Origin of the sequence: Neorhizobium sp. JUb45 (assembly GCF_004343585.1) — a bacterium.
In the GTDB taxonomy this organism is placed as follows: domain Bacteria; phylum Pseudomonadota; class Alphaproteobacteria; order Rhizobiales; family Rhizobiaceae; genus Neorhizobium.
In genome coordinates this window covers 116,369-140,211 of record NZ_SLYW01000004.1, presented here as the reverse complement: position 1 = coordinate 140,211, position 23,843 = coordinate 116,369, and the positions used below count along the sequence as shown (strand labels likewise).

The window sequence follows — 23,843 nt, the reverse complement described above, 5'->3', positions numbered from 1 at the left end:
AAACAATGGATATCTCACGCACGCAGGCGAAAATGAAAAACGAAACACAGCCGGAAGCCGAAGCCGTGTCGTCGGATCCCTTGTGGTACAAGGACGCCGTCATCTACCAGCTGCACATCAAATCCTTCTTTGATGGCAATGGTGATGGCATCGGCGATTTTCCCGGCCTGCATGAAAAGCTCGACCATATCGCCTCGCTCGGTGTGACGGCGATCTGGCTCCTGCCCTTCTTCCCCTCGCCGCGCCGCGACGACGGTTACGACATTGCCGATTACAGCAGTGTCAGCCCCGACTACGGCACGATGGAGGATTTTCGCAGCTTTGTGGATGCCGCCCATGAGCGTGGCATCAAGGTGATCATCGAGCTGGTCATCAACCACACATCCGACCAGCATCCCTGGTTCCAGCGTGCCCGCAATGCGCCGGCCGGTTCGCCGGAGCGTGATTTTTACGTGTGGTCCGACAGCGACCAGAAATTTCCGGAAACCCGGATCATTTTCATCGATACGGAAAAATCCAACTGGACATGGGACCCGGTTGCGGGCGCCTATTACTGGCACCGCTTCTATTCCCATCAGCCGGATCTCAATTTCGACAACCCGGAAGTGATGAAGGAACTGCTGGTGATCATGCGGTTCTGGCTGGAAACCGGCATAGACGGTTTCCGGCTCGATGCCATTCCCTACCTGATCGAGCGGGAAGGCACCAACAACGAGAACCTGCCGGAAACCCACGATATCCTGAAGCGCATCCGTGCCGCACTCGACGAAAGCCATCCCGGCAAAATGCTGCTGGCTGAGGCTAACCAGTGGCCAGAGGATACGCGCGACTATTTTGGCGATGGCGACGAATGCAACATGGCGTTCCACTTTCCGCTGATGCCGCGCATGTATATGGCGATTGCCAAGGAAGACCGGTTTCCGATCACCGACATCATGCGGCAGACACCGGAAATTCCGGAAAACTGCCAATGGGCGATCTTTCTCAGAAACCACGACGAACTGACGCTGGAAATGGTGACCGACGAGGAGCGCGACTACCTCTGGAACACTTATGCCGCCGATCGTCGCGCCCGTATCAATCTCGGCATTCGCCGACGCTTGGCACCGCTGATGGAGCGAGACCGCCGCCGCGTCGAGCTGATGAACGGGTTGCTTCTGTCCATGCCTGGCACGCCTGTTCTCTATTACGGCGACGAGATCGGCATGGGCGACAATATCTATCTTGGCGACCGCGATGGCGTGCGCACGCCGATGCAATGGTCGCCCGACCGCAATGGCGGGTTTTCCAAGGCCGACCCGGCCAGGCTGGTCCTGCCGCCGATCATGGACCCGCTTTACGGTTACGAGGCACTGAATGTTGAAGCGCAGGGGGCGGACGCGCATTCGCTTCTGAACTGGACGCGACGCATGCTGGCCTTGCGCAACAAGCACCCGGCATTTGGGCGTGGTTCACAGCGCTTTCTATCGCCGGGCAACCGAAAGATCCTCGCTTATCTGCGCGAATATCAGGGCGAGACGATCCTCTGCGTCTTCAACCTTTCTCGGCTGCCACAGGCTGTGGAACTCGACCTTGCGGAATTTAACGGCCGAGTGCCGATCGAACTGTCCGGCATGTCGCCCTTCCCACCGATCGGCCAGCTGACCTATCTGCTGACATTGCAGCCCTACGGTTTCTTCTGGTTCCAGCTGGCGCCGGAATCCGATGGGCCGGTCTGGCGCACGCAGCCGCCGGAGCAGATGCAGGACATGGTCACCATGGTGGTGCGCCGTGACCTGCAGGAACTGATCGATTCCCCGCGACTAGCCGGCACGCTGTCGAAGGACGTTCTGCCGTCCTATCTCGGCAAACGCCGCTGGTTCGGTGCCAAGGGCGCGGTCCTGAATTCCGCGCAACTGGTAACGGCAACACCGGTTGCCTATGCCGACAATATCGTGCTCGGCGAGCTGGAAGTGGATCTGAACGGCAAAAAGGATACCTACCTCCTGCCGCTTGCCGTTGCCTGGGATGATGCCCAACCCTCGGCTTTGGCGCATCAGTTGGCGCTTGCCCGCATCCGACAGGGTCGCCGGGTTGGTTTCCTGACCGACGGTTTTGCCGCAGAAGGTCTGGGGCGTGGCGTGATCCGCGGCCTGTGTGAGCGTGCAACCATATCCGGCCGCACCGGAACCCTGGAATTTGTCGGTACCGACAAGCTCGACAGCATGACATTTGCAGAAGACCTGCCGATCCACTGGCTTTCGGCGGAACAATCGAACAGTTCTCTGATCCTTGGCGATCTCGCCATGCTGAAACTGATCCGCCATGTCTTTCCGGGCATCCACCCGGAAGTGGAGATGACGCGTTATCTCACCAATGTCGGTTACGCCAATACGGCGCAATTGCTGGGTGAAGTGGCGCGTATCGACCCGGAAGGCAACCGCTTCACGCTGATCATCGTTCAGAGCGCAATCCGCAATCAGGGCGATGCCTGGAACTGGATGCTCTCCAATCTGCGCCGTGTTATCGATCAGGTCGTGGTGACCGGGCTTGATGGCGAAGGCGCCGATGAGCAGTTCCAGCCGCTGGTCGATTTTGTTGCGACCGTGGGCAAACGTCTCGGCGAGTTGCATGTGGCGCTGGCCCAGCCCACCGATGATGGAGACTTCAAGCCGGTGACCGCCAGCAAAAAGGACATGGCCCGCTGGCGCGACGCCACAATCAAGCAGATCAGCGACAGTCTCGACATTCTTGAGGCCGGCCTGGACGATTTCGAGAGCGAGATTGCGATCGAAGTCTCCGATCTGTCCAAACGCCGCAAGGAATTGCTGAAGCTGACCGGCGAACTGGCGGAAGCGATTGACGGCACGCTGATGACCCGCAATCACGGCGATTTCCATCTCGGCCAGATACTGGTCGCCGAAAGCGATGCTTACATCATCGACTTCGAGGGCGAACCGACCCGCGACCTCGAGGAACGTCGCGCCAAGAGCAACCCGTTGCGCGATGTTGCCGGTTTCCTGCGATCGCTGAGCTATCTCGGTGCATCGGCTGATCTCGACCGCGAGATCGTCAGCGAAGTGGATGATGCCCGCCATGGCGAGCTGATCGGCCGGTTCATGGAGATGGCGGAACCCGCCTTCATGCGTGCCTATCTGACGGCAGTGGATGGGTCGAACGAATTACGCATGCCGCAGACGCAGCGTGAAAAGATCCTCGACCTCTTCCTGTTGGAAAAGGCAGCATACGAAATCGCTTACGAAGTTCGCAGCCGGCCGCATTGGCTGCCGCTGCCGCTGGCCGGATTTTCGGCCATCGCCAACCGGCTCCTCACAACATCCCGCGCGGAGAAGACCCGATGAGATATGAGCGTACCGACCTGATCATCGGCACTGTTACGGAGGGTCTGAACGCTCTCGTCGATGGTCGACATGGTGATCCGTTTTCCATTCTCGGCCGTCACCAGTATGGCGAACTGACCGTGGTGCGGGCGCTGTTGCCCGGCGCGGTCTCGGTGGAAGTGATAGAGCGCGATAGCGGCCGCATCCTCGCCAGTCTCGACAACATTCATGCCGGTGGCCTGTTTGCCGGCGTGGTCGGCTCGACGGCACCTTATCTCCTGCGCATCCAGTGGCCGGATGCGGTGCAGGAAACCGAAGATCCATATTGTTTCGGCCCGCTGCTGGGCGATCTCGACCTGCACCTGATTGCGCAAGGCACGCATTACGATCTCGGCCGCACGCTCGGTGCCATCCCGATGGAAATCGATGGGACAGCCGGCGTGCGTTTCGCCGTTTGGGCACCAAATGCAAGACGCGTTTCGGTGGTCGGCGATTTCAATGCCTGGGACGGCCGCCGCCACCCGATGCGGCAACGCCCGCAGGCCGGCGTCTGGGAATTGTTCGTGCCACGCCTGACGCAGGGCGAGCGCTACAAGTTCGAAATCATCGATGCGCATGGCACTGTGCTGGCCCAGAAGGCAGACCCCGTTGCACGCGCCTCTGAAGCAGCCCCTTCGACCGCTTCCGTCGTCTCCTCGTCACGTCCCTTCCCATGGACGGATCAGGAGTGGATGAGCCGCCACGATGCCCGCGCCGGCGAAGGTGCGATGTCGGTTTATGAAGTGCATCTGGGCTCATGGCTGCGGATCGCCGAAGAAGGCAATCGCTCGCTCGATTGGGTGGAACTCAGCCAGCGGCTGGTGCCTTACGTCAAAAGCCTCGGCTTTACCCATATCGAGATGTTGCCGATCATGGAGCATCCGTTTGGCGGCTCTTGGGGTTACCAGCCGCTTGGCCTGTTTGCCCCGACCGGACGTTACGGCACACCGGAGGATTTTGCCTACTTCATCGATCGCTGCCATGCATCCGGCATTGGCGTGATCCTCGACTGGGTGCCGGCGCATTTCCCCACCGATGCCTGGGGGCTGGCGCGTTTTGACGGTACTGCGCTCTACGAACACGAAGACCCGCGCGAAGGTTTTCACAAGGACTGGAATACGCTGATCTACAATCTCGGTCGCAACGAGGTGAAAGGTTTTCTCATCGCCTCGGCGCTGGAATGGCTGGAACATTTCCATATCGATGCCCTGCGCGTCGATGCCGTCGCCTCGATGCTCTACCGCGATTACAGCCGCAACGAGGGCGAATGGATCCCCAACCAGTATGGCGGGCGTGAGAACTGGGAGGCGGTCGAGTTCTTCAAACACCTCAACAGCATCATCCACGAACGTTGCCCGCATGCTTTCACCGTGGCGGAAGAATCAACCGCATGGCCGGATGTGACCAAGTCACCGGAAGAAGGCGGCCTGGGTTTCGATTTCAAATGGAACATGGGCTGGATGCACGACACGCTGCATTACATGAAGGACGATCCGGTCTACCGCAAATACCACCACGGCATGCTCACCTTCGGCATGATCTACGCCTATTCGGAGCGCTTCATGCTGCCGCTTTCGCATGATGAAGTGGTGCATGGCAAAGGTTCGCTTTTCGGCAAGATGCCGGGTGATCATTGGCAGAAGCTTGCCAATCTGCGCGCCTATTTCGGGTTCATGTGGGCGCATCCCGGCAAAAAACTGCTGTTCATGGGATGCGAGATCGCTCAGGAAAGCGAATGGAACCACGACGGTTCGGTAGTCTGGGATCTGCTCGACCGACCAGACCATGCCGGCATGCAGCGGCTGATCGGCGATCTCAACCGGCTTTATTCGGCCGAACCGGCATTGCAGTTCGGCGATCTCGATCCTGCCGGTTTTGAATGGGCGGTGTCTGACGATGCGGAAAGCTCCGTGCTCGCCATGCTGCGCAAATCGCGTGACGGCGCATCCATCGTGCTGGCAGTGTCCAACCTGACACCGCTGCCACGCCATGGCTATCGGATCGGCGTACCGATGGAGGGCCGCTGGGCAGAAGTGCTTAATACGGATGCCGCCGTTTATGGCGGGTCCGACCTCGGCAATCTCGAAGCTTGGACAGATCAGGAAACGTCACACGGGCGCGCCCAGTCCATCGCGCTCACGCTGCCGCCGCTGTCTACGATCTATCTGAAATGGTCAGCAAGCTGAGGCGGGCATTCAGGCAAAAAGCTTTAGTCGCGCCGGCGGCGTGCCAGTACGGCCGCTCTTGCGGTCGACAGCGAACTGGATCAGGTCTCGGGAGGCCTGATCGGTCAGCGGCTTTGCCATAACGCCGACCACACCGGGAACGCCCTGCACGACGACGCCGGGATTGCCGGTAACCATGATCACCACGATACCGGAATTGGCCAGTGTTCGGGCAATTTCCGGCCCCGTCTCGCCATCGGCAAGGCGTACGTCGACAAAAGCGATATCGGTGTCACGGCTGTAGTTCAGCGCCACCTTCATGTCCGGCGCGATGCCGACGACCTTATGTCCGCTGCGATGCACGGCATCCTCGATATCCATCGCGACCAGCAAGCTGTCTTCAACGATCAGAAAACGATATTCCAAGGCCTTGGTCCTCCATGCTCGCAACGAAGATAGGTTCGAAGCGCGGGCCGGCAATAGAGCGTTTGCCGGACAAATGGAAGCGCCCGGCAGATAGCTGACATTTCTACCGATAGAATGTCTCGCATCGGAATTTTTCTTTTCGGCCAAGGAACAAAACGCGATTGCCTATCGTTTACCTTTTTGCTTTGCATCGGGGGAATTCATGATTGGCAGATTTCAGCGGCTTCGCCGCTCGCACGGCTTAGCGTTTATTCCGTTTCGGAATGTTTCAACCCGTGCTCGCCGCACCTAAATATGATTAGAAGTCGCAACATACGTCTGACGATTCGCAAACTTCGTCGGACCGAAATGCCGATCATGCCGCAAGGAGCCACCGCCCCATGACACCTGAAGCCCGGCGGGCGCTTGTTGAACGCATCTTTGATAAAGCCCGAGAAAGCGGCCAGACCATCGAAAATGACCCGCTGTTCGTGAACTGGGTTGAGCGCTGGATTGCCGGTGATATCGACATCGCTGATCTCAGAGAAAAATATCGCGATTTTCTTCTGTCGCGTCGACAGACGGCGCCGGAAGACTAAAGCCGGGTCAACGCCCGGCTTCTCAAATTCATCGTTTATTCGAACAACGTTTTGAATTGCCTCGGCTGGCCGCGGAGATATTGCGGGGCGGCGCGAACGCTTTCACCGAAATGGGCCGCTGAATGCCAGGGCCGGCACGGATCGTAAAGCGCCGCGCCTGCAGATGACGGCACCTGACGTGGCCAGTCCTGCTACACTCACGGGAAAAATCTCCAGAAAAATGATAATAGGAAGACTACAGCTGTAATCACGGTCATGCAGAACGTGACCGCTCAAACGCGTATTGTGGTACGCTGTTACATGCCGGAATGCCGGGCGGGCAGCAAAAAGCCGCCCTCCGGAGAGGACGGCTCTGTGTTCAGCCTCAGCGATTGGTATTGCGGGTGATTTCGAACAGGAACCAGACGCGGCGTTCGCTTTCATCGATCCAGTTTTCCAGAAGGCTTGCGGTGGCGACATCGTTGTACTCGTCGCAGACATCGTGAAGCTCACGCATGCTGGCGACAAGAGAGCTGTTGTCATCCCGCAGTTCGGCCAGCATTTCATGCGGATGCACGAAGTCCGCATCATTGTCCGAAATACGTTGCAGACGCGAAATCTCGCCGATCGACCGCAAAGTGCCACCGCCGATCTTGCGGGCGCGTTCGGCGAGCGGATCGGTCATCGCAAACAACTGGTCGCCATGCTCGTCAAGAAGCAGATGGTAATCGCGGAAATTGGCGCCCGACATGTGCCAATGGAAATTCTTGGTCTTCAGATAAATTGCAAAAACATCGGCAAGCAGCTTTGTGATGCCCGCGGAAATATCGCGCACGCCGTCATCGGCAATGCCGCTCGGCGTCCTCAACGGTGCTTCGCGGCGGGATTTGATCGTGTTGTCCATAAGATATCATCCATTCGGGTTTGGTCCGCAGGCGCAGATGCCCTGCCGGCCGGGGAGGATTTTGCATGGCGTTCAGTTCGAGTAGCCGGAGGCGGGCGGATCGCTGGCCGGAAAACTTTCCTCCAGGCTTTCGTCGATATCCGCTTCGGTCTTGTGAGGGCCATGCGGGTGGACGGGCGGCTGGACCGGCGATTTCGACAACGGCAGATCGAGCGGTTCGGGAAGGGTTTCCTTGCCGTCACGCAACCCGTCTTCGAGATCATTCCTGGCATTCATCGACGCTCTCCCTCGCTACAAGGTGCAAACTCAAGGCCATACCGTTTATGTGGATCGCCGCGCGTGATCGACAAGATGCCGAAGCTGCGTGGTGATCACGTTGCAGGGAGGCACAGCATATTTGTCAGCCACGGCACGTCTTGAACAATCGGACCCAAATTAGGACGAAACCGACCTCTACGATGCAAGGGCACGACAAACGCATTGACCGGACGGGCCGGCCTAGTATTTTGCAGGCGATCGAAACGAGGAAGACCCATGCACCGAACCTTGCGGAACCTGGCCACACTCGCCTCATTCATCGCCTGCGCGACCCCGGCACTTTCGGCAGAAACCAAGGGCCGTATTCGTAATGCGACCGCTGCGGAAATTCGCGCGCATCTGAATGAATCCTCTCAGGAAACAACCACCGACAAAAGCGGCTATACCTACCGCAAGGGCTCAAAGCGCGGCTACAAGATCTCGACCGGCAAGATCTGCATCCGGTTCGAGAACAAGCAAGCGGCCTGCGCCGACATCAAGACCGACGGCTCGAAATTCCACATGATCACCAGCGACGGCACACGCACCCGCTTCTGACGCCGGGCCGTCGTCCCGGTTTTGTACGGTTTCGCTCAAATGCGACTGATTGTCTGAGGACTGATTTTACTGAAGGCCGGCATCTTGTCTCCGAAGAACAAGGAGGCTGCCATGCACCGGATTGCTGTTTCATCCCGCCTGATCGCCGAAATCGCCTATGATCCCGATCGCCAACATCTCGATGTGACGTTTCAGGATGGCGTCGTGCGCGAATTGGCGCAAGTGCCGACCAAAACCGTCAGCGGTCTTCTGACCGCCACGTCCCCCGGCAGCTACTACATGACTTACATCCGCAAGGTATTTCCGCGCCGCGACGGCACGGCCGCTTCGCAAAGCGCCCGCACCGCCTGAGCGAAGAAGATTACTTCGAGACGTCGATGACAACGCGGCCGCGAATCTTTCCGGCCAGGATATCTTGCGCCAGTTCCGGCAGTTTCGACATCGGCTGCATCTGGGTGATGCTGTCGAGTTTGGTGCGATCGAGATCGCGCGCCAGACGCGCCCATGCGGATTGACGCTGGCTCTGTGGCGCCATGACCGAATCGACGCCGATCAGCGCCACCGAACGCAGGATATGCGGAATGACCGTACCCGGCAGGTCCGCTCCGCCGGCAAGACCGCAAGCGGCGATCGCACCACCACGAACGGTCTGGGAGAGAGCGTTGACCAGCGTCGTGGAGCCGACGGAATCGACCCCACCCGTCCAACGCTCCTTCTGCAGCGGCCCACCTTTTTCCTGCAGCACTGCACGATCGATGAAGGCGCTGGCACCGAGCGAGCGCAGGTAATCATGGGTTTCCGGACGGCCGGTGGAAGCCGTTACGGTGTAGCCCGCAGCAGCCAGCAGCGCGATGGCGACCGAACCGACGCCACCGGCCGCACCCGTGACCAGAACCTCACCCTCACCCGGCTTGATTACGCCCCATTTTTCAAGCGCATCGACGCAGAGGGCTGCGGTATAGCCAGCCGTGCCGATGGCCATGGCCTGTGCCTCAGAAAAGACGTCGGGCAGGCGGACCAGCCATTCCGGCTTCAGTCTGGCGAAACGCGCATAACCGCCAAACTCGGTCTCCGACAGGCCCCAGCCGTTGACCATGACCCGATCGCCGGCCTTCCATTCGGGGCTACGCGATTCCACCACCGTGCCGCAAAGATCGATACCACCGACCAGTGGTGTGCGCCTGGCGATCCTGCCCTTGCCGGACACGGCGAGGCCATCCTTGTAGTTGAGCGTCGAATAGGCGACTTCGACCAGCACATCGTGGTCCGGAAGATCGGCAATCGTCATCTGGCGGAATGCGCCTTTCGGCTTGCCGTCAAGCGTATCGATGACCATGGCGGTAAAGGTTTCGCTCATTTTTCGCTCTTTCCTGTGCTGGCGATGCGGGAACATGGCATCACGACTTTCACCATCAAGCATATATGGCCCGCTCTCTTCGCAGCCATGACTTAAAGTCGCAATTTGCGCTTGCGCAAGTCCGACATCGCAGACTTGCGCCGGCCCGTGGCTTCGCGTAGCCCAGAGAAACGTTTCATTTCACATGCTTTGGAGGAGTGTCCCTTGGCGGAAAAAATCATCATCGATACCGATCCCGGCCAGGACGATGCCCTGGCGATCCTGCTGGCACTTGCCAGCCCGGAACTGGAGATCCTCGGCATTACCGCTGCCGCCGGCAATGTGCCGCTGACGCTGACGGAAAAGAACATCCGCAAGATCTGCGAACTGGCCGGCCGCCGCGACATCAAGGTGTTTGCCGGCTGCGACAAGCCGATGGAAGGTGCGCTGGTCACCGCCGAATATGTGCATGGCTGGACCGGCATCGACGGCGCCACCCTGCCCGATCCTACCATGCCTTTGCAGGAAAAGCATGGTGTCGATTTCATCATCGACACGTTGAAGGCGGAGCCGGAAGGCACCGTCACGATCTGCACGTTGGGACCTCTCACCAATCTCGGTACCGCGCTGACCAGAGCGCCCGAGATTGCCGGGCGCATCCGCCGCATCGTGTCCATGGGCGGCGGCCTGTTCGAAGGCGGCAACATCACGCCGGCTGCCGAATTCAATATCTATGTCGATCCGAAGGCTGCCAAGATCGTGTTCGGCTGCGGCGCGCCCGTCGTCATCATCCCGCTCGATGTCACCCACAAGGTGCTGACCACCAAGCCGCGTGTGGCCGCCTTCCGCGATTTCGGCACGCCGGTTGGTGAAGCCGTTGCCGGCTGGCTGGAATATTTCGAGCGTTTCGACGTGGAGAAATATGGCAGCGAAGGCGGGCCGCTGCATGACCCGAACGTCATCGCCTACCTGCTGAAGCCGGAGCTTTATGCAGGCCGCCAGTGCAATGTCGAAGTCGAAACGGCATCCGAACTGACCAAGGGCATGACCGTTGCCGACTGGTGGGGCGTGACCAAGCGGCCGAAAAATGCGCTGTTCATGGGCAGCGTCGATGCCGATGGCTTTTTTGCGCTGCTGACCGAGCGGATTTCGACACTGCGTTGAATGTTTGAAATGCAAAGGGCCGCATCGCGCGGCCCTTTCCTTATGCCTTGATGCCCAATGATCAGCGACCGGCCTTCAATGGCGCATAGGCAACCGCCATACGGGCGGCCAGTGCCGCATTGTTGCCCACCAGCTGGATGTTTGCCTTCAGGCTTTCGCCGCCCGAAAGTTCATTGATACGGGCCAGCAGGAAGGGCGTCAGTTCCTTGCGGCCGATACCGCGCTGATCGGCTTCCTTCACGGCGTCGGCAATCGTGCCATCGATGAAATCATGCGTCAGCGCCGCTGCTTCCGGGATCGGGTTGGCGATCAGAAGACCAGTTCCGGTGCCGAGCTGATGGTGCAGAAACATCGCGTGGGCGATCTCTTCCGGCGTATCGAGGCGGTGATCCGCCTTGAAACCGCTCTGGCGGGTGAAGAAGGCCGGAAACTCTTCCGTGCCGTAAGCGATGACCGGCACGCGCTGGGTTTCCAGATATTCGAGCGTCTTGGCGATATCGAGAATGGATTTCACACCGGCGCAAACGACGGCCGTTTTCGTGCGACCAAGCTCGGTCAGGTCGGCGGAGATATCGAACGTCTGTTCAGCACCGCGATGTACGCCACCGACGCCGCCGGTCGCAAAGATATCGATGCCGGCAAGATCGGCCATCAGCATGGTGGCCGAAACCGTGGTGCCGGCGGACTGGCCACGCACCATGGCAACGGCAAGGTCACGGCCCGATGCCTTGACGACACCTTCAGCCTTGGCCAGCGCCTCCAGTTCATCCGGCTCCAGACCAACGCGCAGCTCGCCATCGACAACGGCAATGGTGGCCGGCACCGCACCGTTTTCGCGGATCACCTGTTCAACGCCGAACGCGGTTGCGAGGTTGTCCGGAAACGGCATGCCATGGGTGATGATGGTGGATTCCAGCGCCACGACCGGACCGCCGGATGCCAGCGTATCGGCCACTTCCTGGCTGAGCTTTGGTTTGATGAGGGACATGAAAATTCCTTTCAGCGATCGAGGCGATGCATGTTGGCGGCGAGAAAGCGTTCCGACAGGTCGGCATGAACGCTGGCCGGGCTTTCCGTGGTGAGTGTTCCGAGAAGCGCGCCGGTACGGGCGGCATTATAAAGATCATCGCCCTGCAGCAGGCGATGCAGCGTGCCGGCAATCATGGCGTCGCCGGCACCGGTCATATCGACCGGGTGAGCTTCAACTGCGGCAAAGAGTTTCAGGCCCTCACGACCTGCGACTGCGATACCACGTGCTCCCATGGTGACGACCGCTTCCGAGGCGCCGGCTGCCTGCAATGCCAAGGCAGCCTCACCGGCATCGATGATCACCTCGTCGAGCCGCAGCACGGCATTGGCCTCGTCTATATTCATGAAGATCAGGTCGATGCCCGTCAGATCGCGCGGCAGGCGCGCGGCTTTCGGCGTCGAGACGGCATCGATCGCCAGGCGAAAACGAGCATCGCGACGCTTGGAGATCAGGAAAGACAGCGTTTCGGCCGGCAGGTTGCAATCGGCAAAAACCCAGCTGGCGGCGGCCAGATGCGGCCAGGCCTTTTCGATCTGTGCCGGCTGGATGAGATCGAAAATGCTCATGTCGGAAATGCCGAGCACGAGATCGCCAGCAGGATCCAGGATCGCCGCATATTCCGCCGTCGGCCGCTCGGTTGTCAGAACGACCTGGCTGATATCGATGTCGCAAGCCTGCAAGTCATGGAGGATAGCACGGCCTGTTTCATCATCACCGACCATGGAAACGAAGCCGGTGGCGGTGCCCAGCCGCGCCAGATTTTCGGCGACGTTGCGGGCGACACCACCAAAGGAACGACCGCTATCGACGGGGTTGGAGGTTTCCATCACCAGCGGCGCGCGGGCATTGTATTTGCGGTCGAGCACGGCACCACCGACGCATATGGCTCGCTGGCCGCTGGCCAGAACATAACCGCGACCGAGAATGTGGCCTTTCTGAACAAGCTGGACGATATGGGCTGCAACGGTGGAGCGGGCCAGACCCATCTGATCCGCCACTTCCTGCTGGCCAACAAACGGATTGGCTTTGATGAGCGCCAAAACCGCCGCTTCCTGCGGTGCAAGTTCGTCCATATGCGTGCTTCCTCGAAAACCTATGGATCAAATAACTTCTGATTGTAAAATAAACAAGTGTTTATTTCCAGAGTGTAAGGTCTTCAAACGTGATGCCGTATGAAAAGATCTTTAATTTCGTAGAAACAGAAACTTAGTGCCGAAATTGACGGCATTCCTGATGGTCCATCTTTTCAAATCTTCACCATTCGTTATCGCAAAATCGGAACGGAAAATCGTCGGGCGTGTTCTTTCGCCATTGGTAGACCCAAAGGAGAAGACCAATGCGTAAGATCATCATGACGTCTGCGGCCGCTCTGGCCACCGTGTTTGCCACCGCCGCCTATGCCCAGGAAGGCACCGCCAGCGGTGCGGCAGGCGGCGCAGTCACTGGCGCCATCGTCGGCGGTCCTGTTGGTGCAGCGGTCGGCGGCGTTGCCGGTGCGATTATCGGCACAGCCATTGACCCGCCGCCGCAGGAAGTCGTCACCTATGTGCAGCAGCAGCCTGCTCCGGCGCCTGTGATGGTGCAGCAGGAGGTCGTTGTCGGCAAACGCATCCCTGAGACTGTCATATTGGCGCCTGTCCCGAGCAATGAACGGTATGGTTATGCCATCGTCAACGAACAGCGCGTGATCGTCGATCCCCGTACGCATACGGTCGTTCAGGTCGTGCAGTAACAAATGGTTCAAACAGAAAGGCCCTGTGCAGCACTGCACAGGGCCTTTCTGGTGTCGTGAATAAAGGTGTCAGACGAGAACCGCCTGCTCAACCCGGTCTTCCTGACCAAAAATTTTCAGGTAACGCTGTATTTCCGAAGGATCACCGGTCGCCTTATGCGGATTGTCGGACAGCTTTACCGCCGACCTTCCATTCGCATCGCTGACCTTGCAGACCACTGAGATCGGATTAAGACCATCGAGTGCTATCGGTGCGCAGCCCATGAAATCATTGGTGAGGTTGGTGCCCCAGCCAAAACTCATGCGCACGCGGCCTTCGAAATGACGATAGGTGTCGATGATCGCATCGACATCAAGACCATCGGAGAAGATCAGCAGCTTCTGGCGCGGATCGCGCCCCATTTTCTGCCACCACTGAATTATCTTTTCACCACCCTCAATCGGTGGCGCGCTGTCGGGGCGGAAACCGGTCCAGTCGGCCACCCATTCCGGCGCATCGCGCAGGAAAGCGGCTGTGCCGAAAGCGTCGGGCAGCGCGATCAGCAGATTGCCGCCGTAAAGCCGGTTCCAGTCCTTCATGATATTATAGGGGGCGGTCCGCAGTTCGTCGTCGCTATCCGCCAGCGCTGCCATCACCATCGGCAATTCATGCGCATTGGTACCCACAGCCTCGAGATCGGAATCCATAGCGAGCAGAACGTTGCTGGTGCCGGTAAAGCCCGGACCTATGCCTTCCTTGAGCGCCTCGACGCACCAGCGTTGCCATAAAAAACTGTGACGGCGGCGGGTGCCGAAATCGGAGATGCGCAGGCCTGGCAGTTCACGCAGGCGCTCCACCTTTTCCCACATTTTTGCCTTTGCACGGGCATAGATGACATCGAGGGTGAAATAGCCGAGCGAGCGCATGGCAGCACGCGAGCGCAGCTCGTTGATGATCGCAAGTGCGGGAATTTCCCACATGGTCGTATCAACCCAGCGGCCATGAAACGTCAGTTCATATTGGCCATCGCGCTTCGACAATTCGTATTCCGGCAGCTGATAGGCGGCGAGCCAGGTCAGAAACTCCGGTTCAAAGATCTGCTTGCGGCCATAGAACGTGTTACCCGCCAGCCAGATCATTTCCTTCTTGGAGAGACGCAGTGACCGGGCATAATCCAGCTGGTCGCGCAACTCACCCTCATCGATCTCATCCGCCAACCGCACACGCGTTGTCCGGTTGATGAGGGAAAACGTCGCATCCGTCTGCGGATACAGTTTCCAGATCATCTGCAGCATCAGCAGCTTGTAGAAATCGGTATCGATCAGACTGCGTATGATGGGATCGAGCTTGAAGGCGTGGTTATAGACCCGGGTTGCGATATCGGTCTTGGTCATGCCTGCCCCTGCGGCGTGTCCTGAAATCAGGAGAAACGCCCTTGCCTGCCTAAGGTAAGAGCGTGTTTTCACGCCCGAAGCGCAATTTATCGGCAAAACAGTCGGCAAAGTCCAGATGCAGGACCATCAAATCGATTGATGCGTCCTGCATCTGTATTGAAGCTAAAAGCTTTACGGCGTGCTGGACGGCGTTGCATCCGGAGTGGCAGGTTCCATGGGGCCAGCGGGCGGCGTTGCCGTCTGTTCCGCCGGCGGAGCAGTTTGCGCACCCCACCATTCGGCGCCACCCCAGGCCAGCAGCGCCAGCACGATGCCGGCAAGCAGCACCTTCAGCACCGGCGTGCCCCTGGCGCCCTGTCGGGCATCCGTCGTGGTCAGAGGCTGCTCTATCTCCTTCACCGTGTCACGCGTGCCAAAGCGTGGCGGAAGGGTATCGATCGGTCGTGCATCCTTGGGATCGAAACGGCTGTTCATCGTCTCCTCCTTCTGGGTCTGCCGCCGGAAAACGGCGACATTCATGGGAGAAGAACCAGCATTGCCGGCGAATGTTCCTGCACGACACGCTGGCCGAACCGGCGATTACTGGCTGATCGCACCGATTTCGGCCGTCTCGATCTTGAAGGCGGCGGCCATCAGTGCCCGCGTATATTCATTCTGCGGTGCGCGAAAAATCTGTTCTGAGGGGCCTGATTCCATCACCTTGCCGAGCCGCATGACGATCATCTCGTTGGCCAGCGCCTTCACCACTTTCAGGTCGTGGCTGATGAACAGATAGGCCAGCTGGTGCTTCTGCTGCAGGTCGCGCAACAGATCGACCACCTGCGCCTGCACCGTCATGTCGAGCGCCGATGTCGGCTCGTCGAGCATGACGAAACGCGGTTTGAGGACCATGGCGCGGGCAATGGCGATACGCTGGCGCTGGCCACCGGAAAATTCGTGCGGGTAACGCCAGCGTGTCGCCGGATCGAGACCGACTTCATCCAGCGCTGCAGCGACGCGCTGATCACGCTGTGCCGATGACAGTGATTTTTCATGCACTTTGAGGCCTTCGGCGATGATGTCACCCACCGACATGCGTGGGCTGAGCGAGCCGTAAGGATCCTGAAACACAACCTGCAGCCGGTCTCGATAAGGCAACATGCCCTTGAAAGACAGACCGTCGATCTGGTTGCCGATAAAGCTGATACGACCCTTGGAGGAAATCAACCGCGCAAGAGCAAGCCCTAGGGTCGTCTTGCCCGAACCCGATTCGCCGACGACGCCAAGCGTCTCGCCGGCCCTCAGCGTCAGGTCGACACCATCGACCGCTTTCACATGATCGACCACCTTGCGGAAGAAACCGGCCTTGACCGGAAACCAGACTTTGACGTCCTTGCCTTCGATCACCACAGGCCGGCTTGCATCGGTCGATGGCGGTTCGCCTCTCGGCTCCGATGCCAGAAGATGACGGGTATATTCGTGCTTGGGCGCCTCGAAGACCTCTTCGACAGTCCCCGCTTCGACGATCTTGCCTTTGGTCATCACGCAGACACGGTCTGCAAATTTGCGGACAATCCCGAGATCATGGGTGATGAACAGGATCGACATGCCGTAATCGACCTTCAACCGGCTCAACAGCTCAAGAATCTGTGCTTGCACGGTGACATCGAGCGCCGTCGTCGGCTCGTCGGCGATCAGCAGTTTTGGCCGGTTGGCAAGCGCCATTGCGATCATCACACGCTGACGTTGGCCACCCGACAGCTCATGCGGAAAGGCTTTCAAGCGTTTTTCCGGCTCGCGAATTCCAACTTCGTTCAGAAGCTCAAGCGTACGGACACGCGCCGAGGCAACATTCATGCCCTGATGCAGGGCGAGAATTTCGCCGATCTGCCGCTCGATCGAATGCAGCGGATTGAGCGAGGTCATCGGCTCCTGAAAGATCATGGTGATGTCGTCACCACGCACTTTTCGCAGCGCGCCATCGCTCGCCTTCAGCATGTCCTTGCCGTCGAACAGGATTTCACCGGACGGGTGGCTTGCCGCCGGATAAGGCAGTAGCCGCAGAACCGAATTGGCGGTGACCGACTTGCCGGAGCCGGATTCACCGACAAGCGCCATCACCTCACCCGGTGCGATATCGAAGGAGACACGATCGACAGCCAGCGAGGTCTTGCCGCCCTGATGGAAGGCCACCGACAGGTCTTTTACGGAGAGAAGCGGTGCAGTCATTCGGCAAGGCTTTCAAGAAGGGAGGTGAGCGTGGCTTCGTCAGGACGCAAGATCGTCAAGGTGCTGTCCGATGGCAATTTCACTTTCGCGATACCAAGGTCATAGGTCAGGAAGTACGTGCAACCAGCATCGACAGCGGTGGCCAGATGAATGGCATCGGGGAGTTTGAGGCCAAGGTTTGCGGCTCGCAGCCGCGCGGCACCCGGCATAATATCCCGGTACACCTGCCGAACATCGAGCCAAGGGCTGTTGGAAAGCAGTTTGTCGTAGAGATCGATCAATGCTGCGTCCGCATTGCGATATGGCAATACGAGCAATTCAGCCAAGGTGAGTTCACTCGTCACGAATCGCTGTGGTTTATGAACGGGACCGCCCAGCAGCAAAGCAACCTTTCCCACCACACCACTCTGCGTTTCAAACGCAGTGATGAAGAGGTTCGTGTCCAGATAGATGCGCCCTACGCCACCCATCAATAATCCCATTCGTCGCGCAGCTCGCGAATACGGGCAACCGCTTCTTCGGCAGACACGGACGGGCGGCCATCCGCAAATAACCGGCGGCGGATTTCCATAATGTCTTCCGGCTTGAGCGGCTTATTCGACAAAATATCGTCGAACCGTGCAGGCGCAACCTCCACCACCACGCGCACCATGGCGTCCGCATCCAGCCCTTCCCGCAAGTCTTCGGGAAGATTGGCAACCGGGTAATGCTCTCGAACGATCCTGTTCATGGCTTCTTGCCCCGTGATTTCTGCCGGCATGTTAGCGCAGATCCGATCATTTGACGAACCCTGCTCACCGGAACGCCTTTCGCGGATCAAAGGCATCGCGCACCGCCTCGCCGACAAAAATCAGCAGCGACATCATCACCGACATGGCCATGAACGCCGTCAGCCCCAACCAGGGTGCCTGCAGGTTGTTCTTGCCCTGCGCGATCATTTCACCGAGCGACGGCGAGCCAGGCGGCATGCCGACGCCGAGAAAATCGAGCGAGGTCAGAGTCGCGATCGAGCCGGACAGGATGAAGGGCAGGAAGGTAAGGGTCGCCACCATCGCATTCGGCAAAAGGTGCCGATGCATGATCGTCCAGTTGCCGACGCCGAGCGCACGCGCTGCCCGCACATATTCGAAATTGCGGGCGCGCAAAAATTCCGCACGCACCACGCCGACGAAACTCACCCAGGAAAACAGAAGCATGATGCCGAGCAGGATGAAGAAGCCGGGCGGCAGGATCGCGGCGATGATCAAGAGGATGTAGAAGACCGGCATGGCCGACCAGATCTCGATGAAACGCTGCATCAGAAGATCGGTCCAGCCACCGAAATAGCCCTGCACGGCACCGGCCAGAACGCCGATGACAGCCGAGGCGGCGGTCAGAGCCAGGCCGAACAGCACGGAAATACGGAACCCGTAGATCAGCCTCGCGGCGACATCGCGCGCCTGATCATCGGTGCCAAGCCAGTTGAGATTGCCGAAAGAACAATTCGGATCGGCATCCTTTTGAGGATAGGCGCTGCAGCGATCTGCCTTGTCCATCAGCCAGAAAGGTTCGGTCGGCGCCGAATGCGGAATCTGCGAATTGACCGTCTGGTAGGAGTAGCGGATCGGCGGCCAGATCATCCAGCCATTGGCTTCGATCTCCTGGGTGATGAACTCCGAGCGATAATCCGTCGTCGCCAGGAAGCCGCCGAACTTTTCCTCCGGGTAATCCACCAGCACCGGATAAAGGATCTCGCCCTTGTAGGAGGCGATGATCGGCCGGTCATTGGCGATGAATTCCGCCATCAGGCTGGCAAAGAACAGCACCAGAAAAATCCAGAAGGACCAGAAACCGCGGCCATTGGCGCGAAAATTCTGCCAGCGGCGCAGGCTGGTGGGTGACCAGAAACCTTTTGGCGGTGTGGAAGCCTGTGCGGCAGCGGTCGTCACGGACGCGTCGGCCATCAGACGTCCCTCCGCTCGAAATCGATACGCGGGTCAATCCAGGTATAGATAAGGTCGGAGACGAGGCTGATGATCAGCCCCATCAGCGAGAAGATGTAGAGCGTGCCGAACACGATCGGGTAATCGCGGTTGATGATGGCGAGATAACCGAGACGGCCAAGGCCATCGAGCGAAAAGATGTTCTCGATCAGAAGCGATCCGGTGAAGAAAGCCGAGATGAAGGCACCCGGAAAACCGGCGATGACGATCAGCATCGCATTGCGGAAAACGTGGCCATACAGAACCTGCCGTTCGTTCAGCCCCTTGGCGCGGGCCGTCGTCACATACTGTTTCTTGATCTCGTCGATGAACGAATTTTTGGTCAGCAGCGTCGTGGTGGCGAATGCCGACAAGGACAAGGCGATCAGCGGCAATGTCAGGTGCCAGAAATAATCGATGATCTTTTCCCACCAGGACAGGTCATCGAAATTGTCGGATACGAGGCCGCGCAAAGGGAACCAGTCGAAAAACGACCCGCCGGCAAACAGGACGATCAGCAGGATGCCGAACAGAAAACTGGGCACCGCGTAACCGATGATGATGATGCCGGAGGTCCAGACGTCGAAGGCCGATCCGTCCGTGACGGCCTTGCGGATGCCGAGCGGGATGGAAATGATATAGGAAAACAACAGAATCCAGACGCCCAGAGACAGCGATACCGGCAGCTTGTCGAGGATGAGATCGATGACGGGCGTGTTGCGGAAGAAACTTTCGCCGAAATCGAAACGCGCATAGTTCCACATCATGTCGAGGAAACGCGTCAGCGGCGGCTTGTCGAAACCGAACTGCTGCTCGAGCTTCTTGATGAATTCCGGATCAAGCCCCTGCGCGCCGCGATACTGGCCTTCGTCGCCGCCCTGCGTGGCAAGATCGTTGCCACCGCCGGAGAGACGATCGCCGGCATCCGAACCCTGCAATTGCGCGATAACCTGCTCGACCGGACCTCCGGGTGCGAACTGGATGACGATGAAGGAGACCGCCATGATGCCGATCAGCGTCGGGATCATCAAAAGCAGGCGGCGGAAAATATAGGCGCCCATCAGCGCTCCCTGATCGTCGTTGTGTGCATTTCACCAGACTTTGGTGAACACGGCATTGCGGTGTACATGCGAATCATCGGGCCATTTGGACCAGTTGGGCTTGCGGGAAGCAAGCCCCGGCGGCGGCGGTTCACTTTGTCTGCTTTTCCGACCAGATGTCGGGGAAACCGATCCCATATTCAGGCAGGGTGGCTGGATGCGTGATGCGGTTCCAGTAAGCCACCTTGGCCTCACCCGCATAAAACAGCGGCATGACATAATGATTGGCGAGCAAAACACGGTCCATCGCCTTGATTGCGGCGACCTGTTCGTCACGATTGGGAGCAAAAATGATCTTGCGGATCAAGGCATCGACAGCCGGATCGGCAATCCCAACATAGTTTCTTGACCCCTGCCGCTCGGCCGATTGCGAGCCCCAGTATTCCACCTGCTCGTTGCCCGGATTCATTGTCTGCGCCCAGACCGACCATATGACATCATAGTCGAAACTGCGGGTACGGTTGATATATTGCGAACCATCGACAGTGCGGATGCGAGCGTCGATACCGATCTTTTTCAAGCTGGCAACGAACGGGTTGACCGACCGCTCCATCGAAGCGCTGTTCAGCAGAATTTCAAAACTCATCGGCTGGCCGGTCTTGGAATTGACCATGCGATTGCCTTTCAGCTCCCAGCCCGCTTCCTTGAACAGACCGACCGCTTTGCGCAGGTTATCGCGCACCTTTGCCGGATCACCGCCGACCGGATTGGTATAGGGCGTATCGAAAACACGTGGCGGAACCTTATCCTTCAGTTCCAGCAGCAATTCGAGCTCGCGCCCCTGCGGCAGACCCGAGGACGCCAGTTCGGTCCCCCAGAAGAAACTGTCGACGCGCTTTAGTCCACCATAAGCGAGGCTGCGGTTCATATCCTCGAAATCGAAGGCATAGTTGAGCGCTTCCCGAACGCGGGCATCCTTGAAGATTTCCCGCCTTGTGTTCAGCGCCATTGCCTGCATCACGCCGGTCGCCTTGAACGGATTGGTCAGTGCTTCGCGTTTAACCCGCCCATCTTTGACGGCATCGAAATCGTAGCGGGTTGCCCAGCGGCTTGAGCTGTTTTCCTGACGGTAATCGATCGTGCCGGCCCTAAACGCTTCGAACTCCACATCGGCATCGGCGAAGTAGGTGTAGCTGATCGTACGAAAATTGTTCTGGCCGAGATTGATCGGCAGGTCCTTGCCCCAGTAGTCATCGCGGAGTTCATAACGGATCGAGGCTCCGGGCTGGATGGCGGCAACCTTGTAGGGGCCGGATCCCATGACGGCATCGAGTGTCGTCTTGGAAATATCGCGCTGTTTGCCCTGCGTATCCTGTCCTTCCCAGAAGTGTTTGGGCAGGATCGGAAAATCGCCGACGATCGACGGCAGCTCCTTGTTATCCTTTTCGTCGAAACGGAAAGTGACGTCGCGATCACCTGTTTTTTCAACGCTTGCGACATGACGATAATAGCCAGAATACATGGCGCTCAATTCCTTGAGCTTTTCCATGCTGAAGATCACGTCGTCCGGCGTCACCGGCTTGCCATCCGCCCATTTCGCCTCGGTTCTCAGGCGAAAGGTCGCCGATGACATGTCGTCCGGATAGGACACAGCCTCGGCCAGAAGCCCGTATGTTCCAAAAACCTCGTTTTCCGAACGCTTCATCAGCGTATCATAGATCATGCCGAGGCCAAGAACGGGCGAACCGCGGTCAATCACCAGATTGAGATTGTCGAATGTGCCTTCCGCCGCCAGCCGCAACTGGCCGGCCTTCGGGGCGTCCAGATCGACATAAGGAAGTTGCTTGAAATCGGCGGGCAATTCCAGATCGCCGATGACAGCCATGCCATGCCGCCATTTCGCCCCTTGCCCCGAATCCTGCGCCTGCACACCCGACACCGCCACGACCGCCGCCATTATCGCGATTGCCAAACCTGTCTTTTGCCGGGACCAAGCCATTCGAAACCTCTGCTTACATTGCTCTGTTGCAGCGAAGCATAGGGCAAAACAGGGCGAAAAACAGGAGCGCTCCCCTCACAAGCGTATTATCGCCGAGATAAATTCAGGCATCTTGCATCTCCATTTCACCAAAATCCGGTTTCACGGTAAAACCAAATCAACTGAGTGATTTGCGACGGATGACCATGACAGCGATTTCCCGGAGTGTTTGGGCTCTGACGGCGGCAGTAATGATAGGCGCAGCGCTTGCGGAGCCTGTCACCGCTCAGGAGGGAACACCTGCAAAACAGCTGTTCGGCAATGTTGCACTTCCCTCCGATGGGGCATCCACCCCGATCGGCTCCTATGCCAAGGGCTGCCAGATGGGCGCTGTCGCCATGCCTGAGGATGGACCGACATGGCAGGCCATGCGCCTTTCGCGCAACCGCCGCTGGGGCCAGCCGCAACTGGTGGCTTTGCTGCAGCGCTTTTCCATGGATGCGGCACGTCTCGGATGGGGATCGGGCATCCTGATCGGCGACATTTCGCAGCCACGCGGCGGGCCGATGCTGACCGGTCATGCCTCTCACCAGATCGGGCTCGATGCCGACATCTGGTTCACGCCGATGCCGGAACGTCACATGACGGCGGCAGAGCGCGAAACCCTGCCTTTCACCTCGATGCTCGACAAGAGCAAGTTCCTGACCGTCGATCAACGACGCTGGACGTTTACCCATGCCAAGCTGGTCATGCAGGCGGCAAGCTATCCGGATGTGGAGCGGATTTTCGTCAACCCCGCCATCAAGAAGAAGCTGTGCGAGACCTGGACCGGCAGCCGTTCGCTGCTGGGCAAGGTCAGGCCGATATACGGTCACGACGAGCACTTTCACATCCGCATGCGCTGCCCGACCGGTGATGCGAACTGCCGGCCGCAGACATCGGTACCGGCCGGAGACGGCTGCGACAAATCGCTCGCATGGTGGTTCACCCCGGAGCCCTGGGCCAAACCGAAGAAGGATCCGAGCGAAAAACCGGTCAAGCCGCGCCAGGTGATGCTGTCGGACCTGCCTAAGGCCTGCGCTGCCGTGCTTTCCGCACCTGCAGACCCGGCGATTGCCGCGGTCACGAGTGGCAATACGCGCGTCGCACCCCGCCCCTCGGCAGTCCAGCCGGATGGTGGTGCGGCCGCAATCGTCAATGCGCCCCCGGCCGACGTACCCCTGCCACGCGCTCGCCCCGCCAACTAGGCGACGAAGCCTGTTGGCAAGAAGCTGATCTCCAGTCTAGAAATCTGTGACGTCTTTCCAAAGCTCGGAAAGCGCTATGGAAATCGCAGGCAAAAGCCCTATAAATTCCCGGGCGAGGAGACACCATGTCGGACAGACAATGCATTGCGCTGATCGCGCATGACCTGAAAAAGGACGACATGGCGGATTTCGCCAGCAGCCATCAGGAATCGCTGGCGCGATTCAGGATCGTGGCCACCGGAACGACCGGTGGCCGGGTACAGGATGCCGCTCCAAACCTCGATGTTACCCGCCTGAAAAGCGGCCCGCTTGGCGGTGACCAGCAAATCGGCGCGATGATCGCGACCGGCGAAGTCAGCATGCTGATCTTCTTTATCGATCCGCTGTCAGCGCTTCCCCATGATGTCGACGTCAAGGCGCTGACCCGGCTTGCGACCGTCTATGACATCCCGATGGCGCTTAACCGCGCGACCGCCGAAAAATTTATCGATTTCCAGAAGGACTGAC

Annotated in this window: 23 protein-coding genes; 9 read left to right on the top strand and 14 right to left on the bottom strand. The window is 58.8% G+C overall.

Going from position 1 to position 23,843, the window contains the following annotated elements:
• Positions 1–32: 32 nt before the first annotated feature.
• Positions 33–3,341, top strand: a complete 3,309-nt coding sequence (gene treS, locus EDF70_RS17450; protein WP_132276813.1) for a maltose alpha-D-glucosyltransferase — start codon at positions 33–35, stop codon at positions 3,339–3,341.
• Entirely contained in the window at positions 3,338–5,545 is a 2,208-nt protein-coding gene (gene glgB / locus EDF70_RS17445) for a 1,4-alpha-glucan branching protein GlgB (protein WP_132276182.1), read from the top strand. The genes treS and glgB overlap by 4 nt, the downstream gene beginning before the upstream one ends.
• Positions 5,546–5,554: 9 nt before the next feature.
• On the opposite strand, the gene EDF70_RS17440 is transcribed toward glgB, so the two are convergent.
• The gene (locus EDF70_RS17440) at positions 5,555–5,950 is read right to left on the bottom strand and encodes a response regulator (protein WP_165932054.1); all 396 of its coding nucleotides are present in this window, start codon (positions 5,948–5,950) and stop codon (positions 5,555–5,557) included.
• 380 nt (positions 5,951–6,330) lie between these two features.
• Between EDF70_RS17440 and EDF70_RS17435 the strand changes: the two genes are divergently transcribed.
• Entirely contained in the window at positions 6,331–6,528 is a 198-nt protein-coding gene (locus EDF70_RS17435; RefSeq protein WP_132276178.1) for a hypothetical protein, read from the top strand.
• A gap of 364 nt (positions 6,529–6,892) precedes the next feature.
• Here EDF70_RS17435 and EDF70_RS17425 read toward each other — a convergent pair whose 3' ends face one another.
• Both EDF70_RS17425 and EDF70_RS17420 read right to left on the bottom strand, forming a co-directional pair.
• Positions 6,893–7,411: a DNA starvation/stationary phase protection protein gene (locus EDF70_RS17425; RefSeq protein WP_132276176.1), complete on the bottom strand. Its 519-nt coding sequence runs from the start codon at positions 7,409–7,411 to the stop codon at positions 6,893–6,895.
• Between the two features lie 72 nt (positions 7,412–7,483).
• Positions 7,484–7,687, bottom strand: coding sequence for a hypothetical protein (locus EDF70_RS17420; RefSeq protein ID WP_132276174.1), 204 nt, complete (start codon positions 7,685–7,687; stop codon positions 7,484–7,486).
• 258 nt (positions 7,688–7,945) lie between these two features.
• Between EDF70_RS17420 and EDF70_RS17415 the strand changes: the two genes are divergently transcribed.
• Both EDF70_RS17415 and EDF70_RS17410 read left to right on the top strand, forming a co-directional pair.
• Positions 7,946–8,266 (top strand): hypothetical protein, encoded by a 321-nt coding sequence (locus EDF70_RS17415; protein ID WP_132276172.1) that lies wholly within the window; start codon positions 7,946–7,948, stop codon positions 8,264–8,266.
• A gap of 111 nt (positions 8,267–8,377) precedes the next feature.
• Entirely contained in the window at positions 8,378–8,617 is a 240-nt protein-coding gene (locus EDF70_RS17410) for a KTSC domain-containing protein (protein WP_132276170.1), read from the top strand.
• A 10-nt stretch (positions 8,618–8,627) separates the two neighbouring features.
• Here EDF70_RS17410 and EDF70_RS17405 read toward each other — a convergent pair whose 3' ends face one another.
• Positions 8,628–9,623 carry an MDR family oxidoreductase gene (locus EDF70_RS17405; RefSeq protein WP_132276168.1) on the bottom strand — a complete coding sequence of 332 codons (996 nt, stop codon included), beginning with the start codon at positions 9,621–9,623 and terminating at the stop codon, positions 8,628–8,630.
• A gap of 204 nt (positions 9,624–9,827) precedes the next feature.
• Here EDF70_RS17405 and EDF70_RS17400 point away from each other — a divergent pair, with 204 nt between their 5' ends.
• Complete coding sequence (locus EDF70_RS17400) at positions 9,828–10,766, top strand: nucleoside hydrolase (RefSeq protein ID WP_132276166.1); 939 nt, start codon at positions 9,828–9,830, stop codon at positions 10,764–10,766.
• A gap of 61 nt (positions 10,767–10,827) precedes the next feature.
• Here EDF70_RS17400 and EDF70_RS17395 read toward each other — a convergent pair whose 3' ends face one another.
• Positions 10,828–11,754: a pseudouridine-5'-phosphate glycosidase gene (locus EDF70_RS17395; RefSeq protein ID WP_132276164.1), complete on the bottom strand. Its 927-nt coding sequence runs from the start codon at positions 11,752–11,754 to the stop codon at positions 10,828–10,830.
• An 11-nt stretch (positions 11,755–11,765) separates the two neighbouring features.
• Complete coding sequence (locus tag EDF70_RS17390; RefSeq protein ID WP_132276162.1) at positions 11,766–12,869, bottom strand: PfkB family carbohydrate kinase; 1,104 nt, start codon at positions 12,867–12,869, stop codon at positions 11,766–11,768.
• Between the two features lie 263 nt (positions 12,870–13,132).
• Between EDF70_RS17390 and EDF70_RS17385 the strand changes: the two genes are divergently transcribed.
• Positions 13,133–13,528: a DUF1236 domain-containing protein gene (locus EDF70_RS17385; protein ID WP_132276160.1), complete on the top strand. Its 396-nt coding sequence runs from the start codon at positions 13,133–13,135 to the stop codon at positions 13,526–13,528.
• A gap of 69 nt (positions 13,529–13,597) precedes the next feature.
• Here the strand turns inward: EDF70_RS17385 and pncB are convergent, their stop codons facing one another.
• The 8 genes from pncB to EDF70_RS17345 all read right to left on the bottom strand — a co-directional run bounded on the left by pncB (position 13,598) and on the right by EDF70_RS17345 (position 22,110).
• On the bottom strand, positions 13,598–14,902 hold the full coding sequence (gene pncB / locus EDF70_RS17380) for a nicotinate phosphoribosyltransferase (protein WP_132276158.1): 1,305 nt from the start codon (positions 14,900–14,902) through the stop codon (positions 13,598–13,600).
• A gap of 171 nt (positions 14,903–15,073) precedes the next feature.
• Positions 15,074–15,376: a hypothetical protein gene (locus EDF70_RS17375; protein ID WP_348639724.1), complete on the bottom strand. Its 303-nt coding sequence runs from the start codon at positions 15,374–15,376 to the stop codon at positions 15,074–15,076.
• Positions 15,377–15,481: 105 nt separating this feature from the next.
• The gene (locus EDF70_RS17370; RefSeq protein WP_132276156.1) at positions 15,482–17,110 is read right to left on the bottom strand and encodes an ABC transporter ATP-binding protein; all 1,629 of its coding nucleotides are present in this window, start codon (positions 17,108–17,110) and stop codon (positions 15,482–15,484) included.
• Complete coding sequence (locus tag EDF70_RS17365; protein WP_132276154.1) at positions 17,107–17,580, bottom strand: type II toxin-antitoxin system VapC family toxin; 474 nt, start codon at positions 17,578–17,580, stop codon at positions 17,107–17,109. Before EDF70_RS17365 ends, EDF70_RS17370 begins: the two co-directional genes overlap by 4 nt.
• Positions 17,580–17,840 (bottom strand): hypothetical protein, encoded by a 261-nt coding sequence (locus EDF70_RS17360; protein WP_132276152.1) that lies wholly within the window; start codon positions 17,838–17,840, stop codon positions 17,580–17,582. Before EDF70_RS17360 ends, EDF70_RS17365 begins: the two co-directional genes overlap by 1 nt.
• 64 nt (positions 17,841–17,904) lie before the next feature.
• Positions 17,905–19,038, bottom strand: a complete 1,134-nt coding sequence (locus EDF70_RS17355; protein WP_207908277.1) for an ABC transporter permease — start codon at positions 19,036–19,038, stop codon at positions 17,905–17,907.
• A 14-nt stretch (positions 19,039–19,052) separates the two neighbouring features.
• Positions 19,053–20,132: a microcin C ABC transporter permease YejB gene (locus tag EDF70_RS17350; RefSeq protein WP_132276148.1), complete on the bottom strand. Its 1,080-nt coding sequence runs from the start codon at positions 20,130–20,132 to the stop codon at positions 19,053–19,055.
• Between the two features lie 130 nt (positions 20,133–20,262).
• A complete protein-coding gene (locus EDF70_RS17345) occupies positions 20,263–22,110 on the bottom strand; it encodes an extracellular solute-binding protein (RefSeq protein WP_132276146.1) in 1,848 nt (615 codons plus the stop codon).
• A gap of 230 nt (positions 22,111–22,340) precedes the next feature.
• On the opposite strand from EDF70_RS17345, the gene mepA reads away from it, so the two are divergent.
• Positions 22,341–23,336: a penicillin-insensitive murein endopeptidase gene (gene mepA, locus EDF70_RS17340; protein ID WP_245519234.1), complete on the top strand. Its 996-nt coding sequence runs from the start codon at positions 22,341–22,343 to the stop codon at positions 23,334–23,336.
• 125 nt (positions 23,337–23,461) lie between these two features.
• Complete coding sequence (locus EDF70_RS17335; RefSeq protein ID WP_132276142.1) at positions 23,462–23,842, top strand: methylglyoxal synthase; 381 nt, start codon at positions 23,462–23,464, stop codon at positions 23,840–23,842.
• Position 23,843 lies beyond the last annotated feature (1 nt).

Coding starts and splice junctions, on each gene's coding strand:
- treS (WP_132276813.1), top strand. CDS start 33: ATGAAAAACGAAACACAGCCGGAAGCCGAAGCCGTGTCGTCGGATCCC.
- glgB (WP_132276182.1), top strand. CDS start 3,338: ATGAGATATGAGCGTACCGACCTGATCATCGGCACTGTTACGGAGGGT.
- EDF70_RS17435 (WP_132276178.1), top strand. CDS start 6,331: ATGACACCTGAAGCCCGGCGGGCGCTTGTTGAACGCATCTTTGATAAA.
- EDF70_RS17425 (WP_132276176.1), bottom strand. CDS start 7,411: ATGGACAACACGATCAAATCCCGCCGCGAAGCACCGTTGAGGACGCCG.
- EDF70_RS17420 (WP_132276174.1), bottom strand. CDS start 7,687: ATGAATGCCAGGAATGATCTCGAAGACGGGTTGCGTGACGGCAAGGAA.
- EDF70_RS17415 (WP_132276172.1), top strand. CDS start 7,946: ATGCACCGAACCTTGCGGAACCTGGCCACACTCGCCTCATTCATCGCC.
- EDF70_RS17410 (WP_132276170.1), top strand. CDS start 8,378: ATGCACCGGATTGCTGTTTCATCCCGCCTGATCGCCGAAATCGCCTAT.
- EDF70_RS17405 (WP_132276168.1), bottom strand. CDS start 9,623: ATGAGCGAAACCTTTACCGCCATGGTCATCGATACGCTTGACGGCAAG.
- EDF70_RS17395 (WP_132276164.1), bottom strand. CDS start 11,754: ATGTCCCTCATCAAACCAAAGCTCAGCCAGGAAGTGGCCGATACGCTG.
- EDF70_RS17390 (WP_132276162.1), bottom strand. CDS start 12,869: ATGGACGAACTTGCACCGCAGGAAGCGGCGGTTTTGGCGCTCATCAAA.
- EDF70_RS17385 (WP_132276160.1), top strand. CDS start 13,133: ATGCGTAAGATCATCATGACGTCTGCGGCCGCTCTGGCCACCGTGTTT.
- pncB (WP_132276158.1), bottom strand. CDS start 14,902: ATGACCAAGACCGATATCGCAACCCGGGTCTATAACCACGCCTTCAAG.
- EDF70_RS17375 (WP_348639724.1), bottom strand. CDS start 15,376: ATGAACAGCCGTTTCGATCCCAAGGATGCACGACCGATCGATACCCTT.
- EDF70_RS17370 (WP_132276156.1), bottom strand. CDS start 17,110: ATGACTGCACCGCTTCTCTCCGTAAAAGACCTGTCGGTGGCCTTCCAT.
- EDF70_RS17365 (WP_132276154.1), bottom strand. CDS start 17,580: ATGGGTGGCGTAGGGCGCATCTATCTGGACACGAACCTCTTCATCACT.
- EDF70_RS17360 (WP_132276152.1), bottom strand. CDS start 17,840: ATGAACAGGATCGTTCGAGAGCATTACCCGGTTGCCAATCTTCCCGAA.
- EDF70_RS17350 (WP_132276148.1), bottom strand. CDS start 20,132: ATGGGCGCCTATATTTTCCGCCGCCTGCTTTTGATGATCCCGACGCTG.
- EDF70_RS17345 (WP_132276146.1), bottom strand. CDS start 22,110: ATGGCTTGGTCCCGGCAAAAGACAGGTTTGGCAATCGCGATAATGGCG.
- mepA (WP_245519234.1), top strand. CDS start 22,341: ATGATAGGCGCAGCGCTTGCGGAGCCTGTCACCGCTCAGGAGGGAACA.
- EDF70_RS17335 (WP_132276142.1), top strand. CDS start 23,462: ATGTCGGACAGACAATGCATTGCGCTGATCGCGCATGACCTGAAAAAG.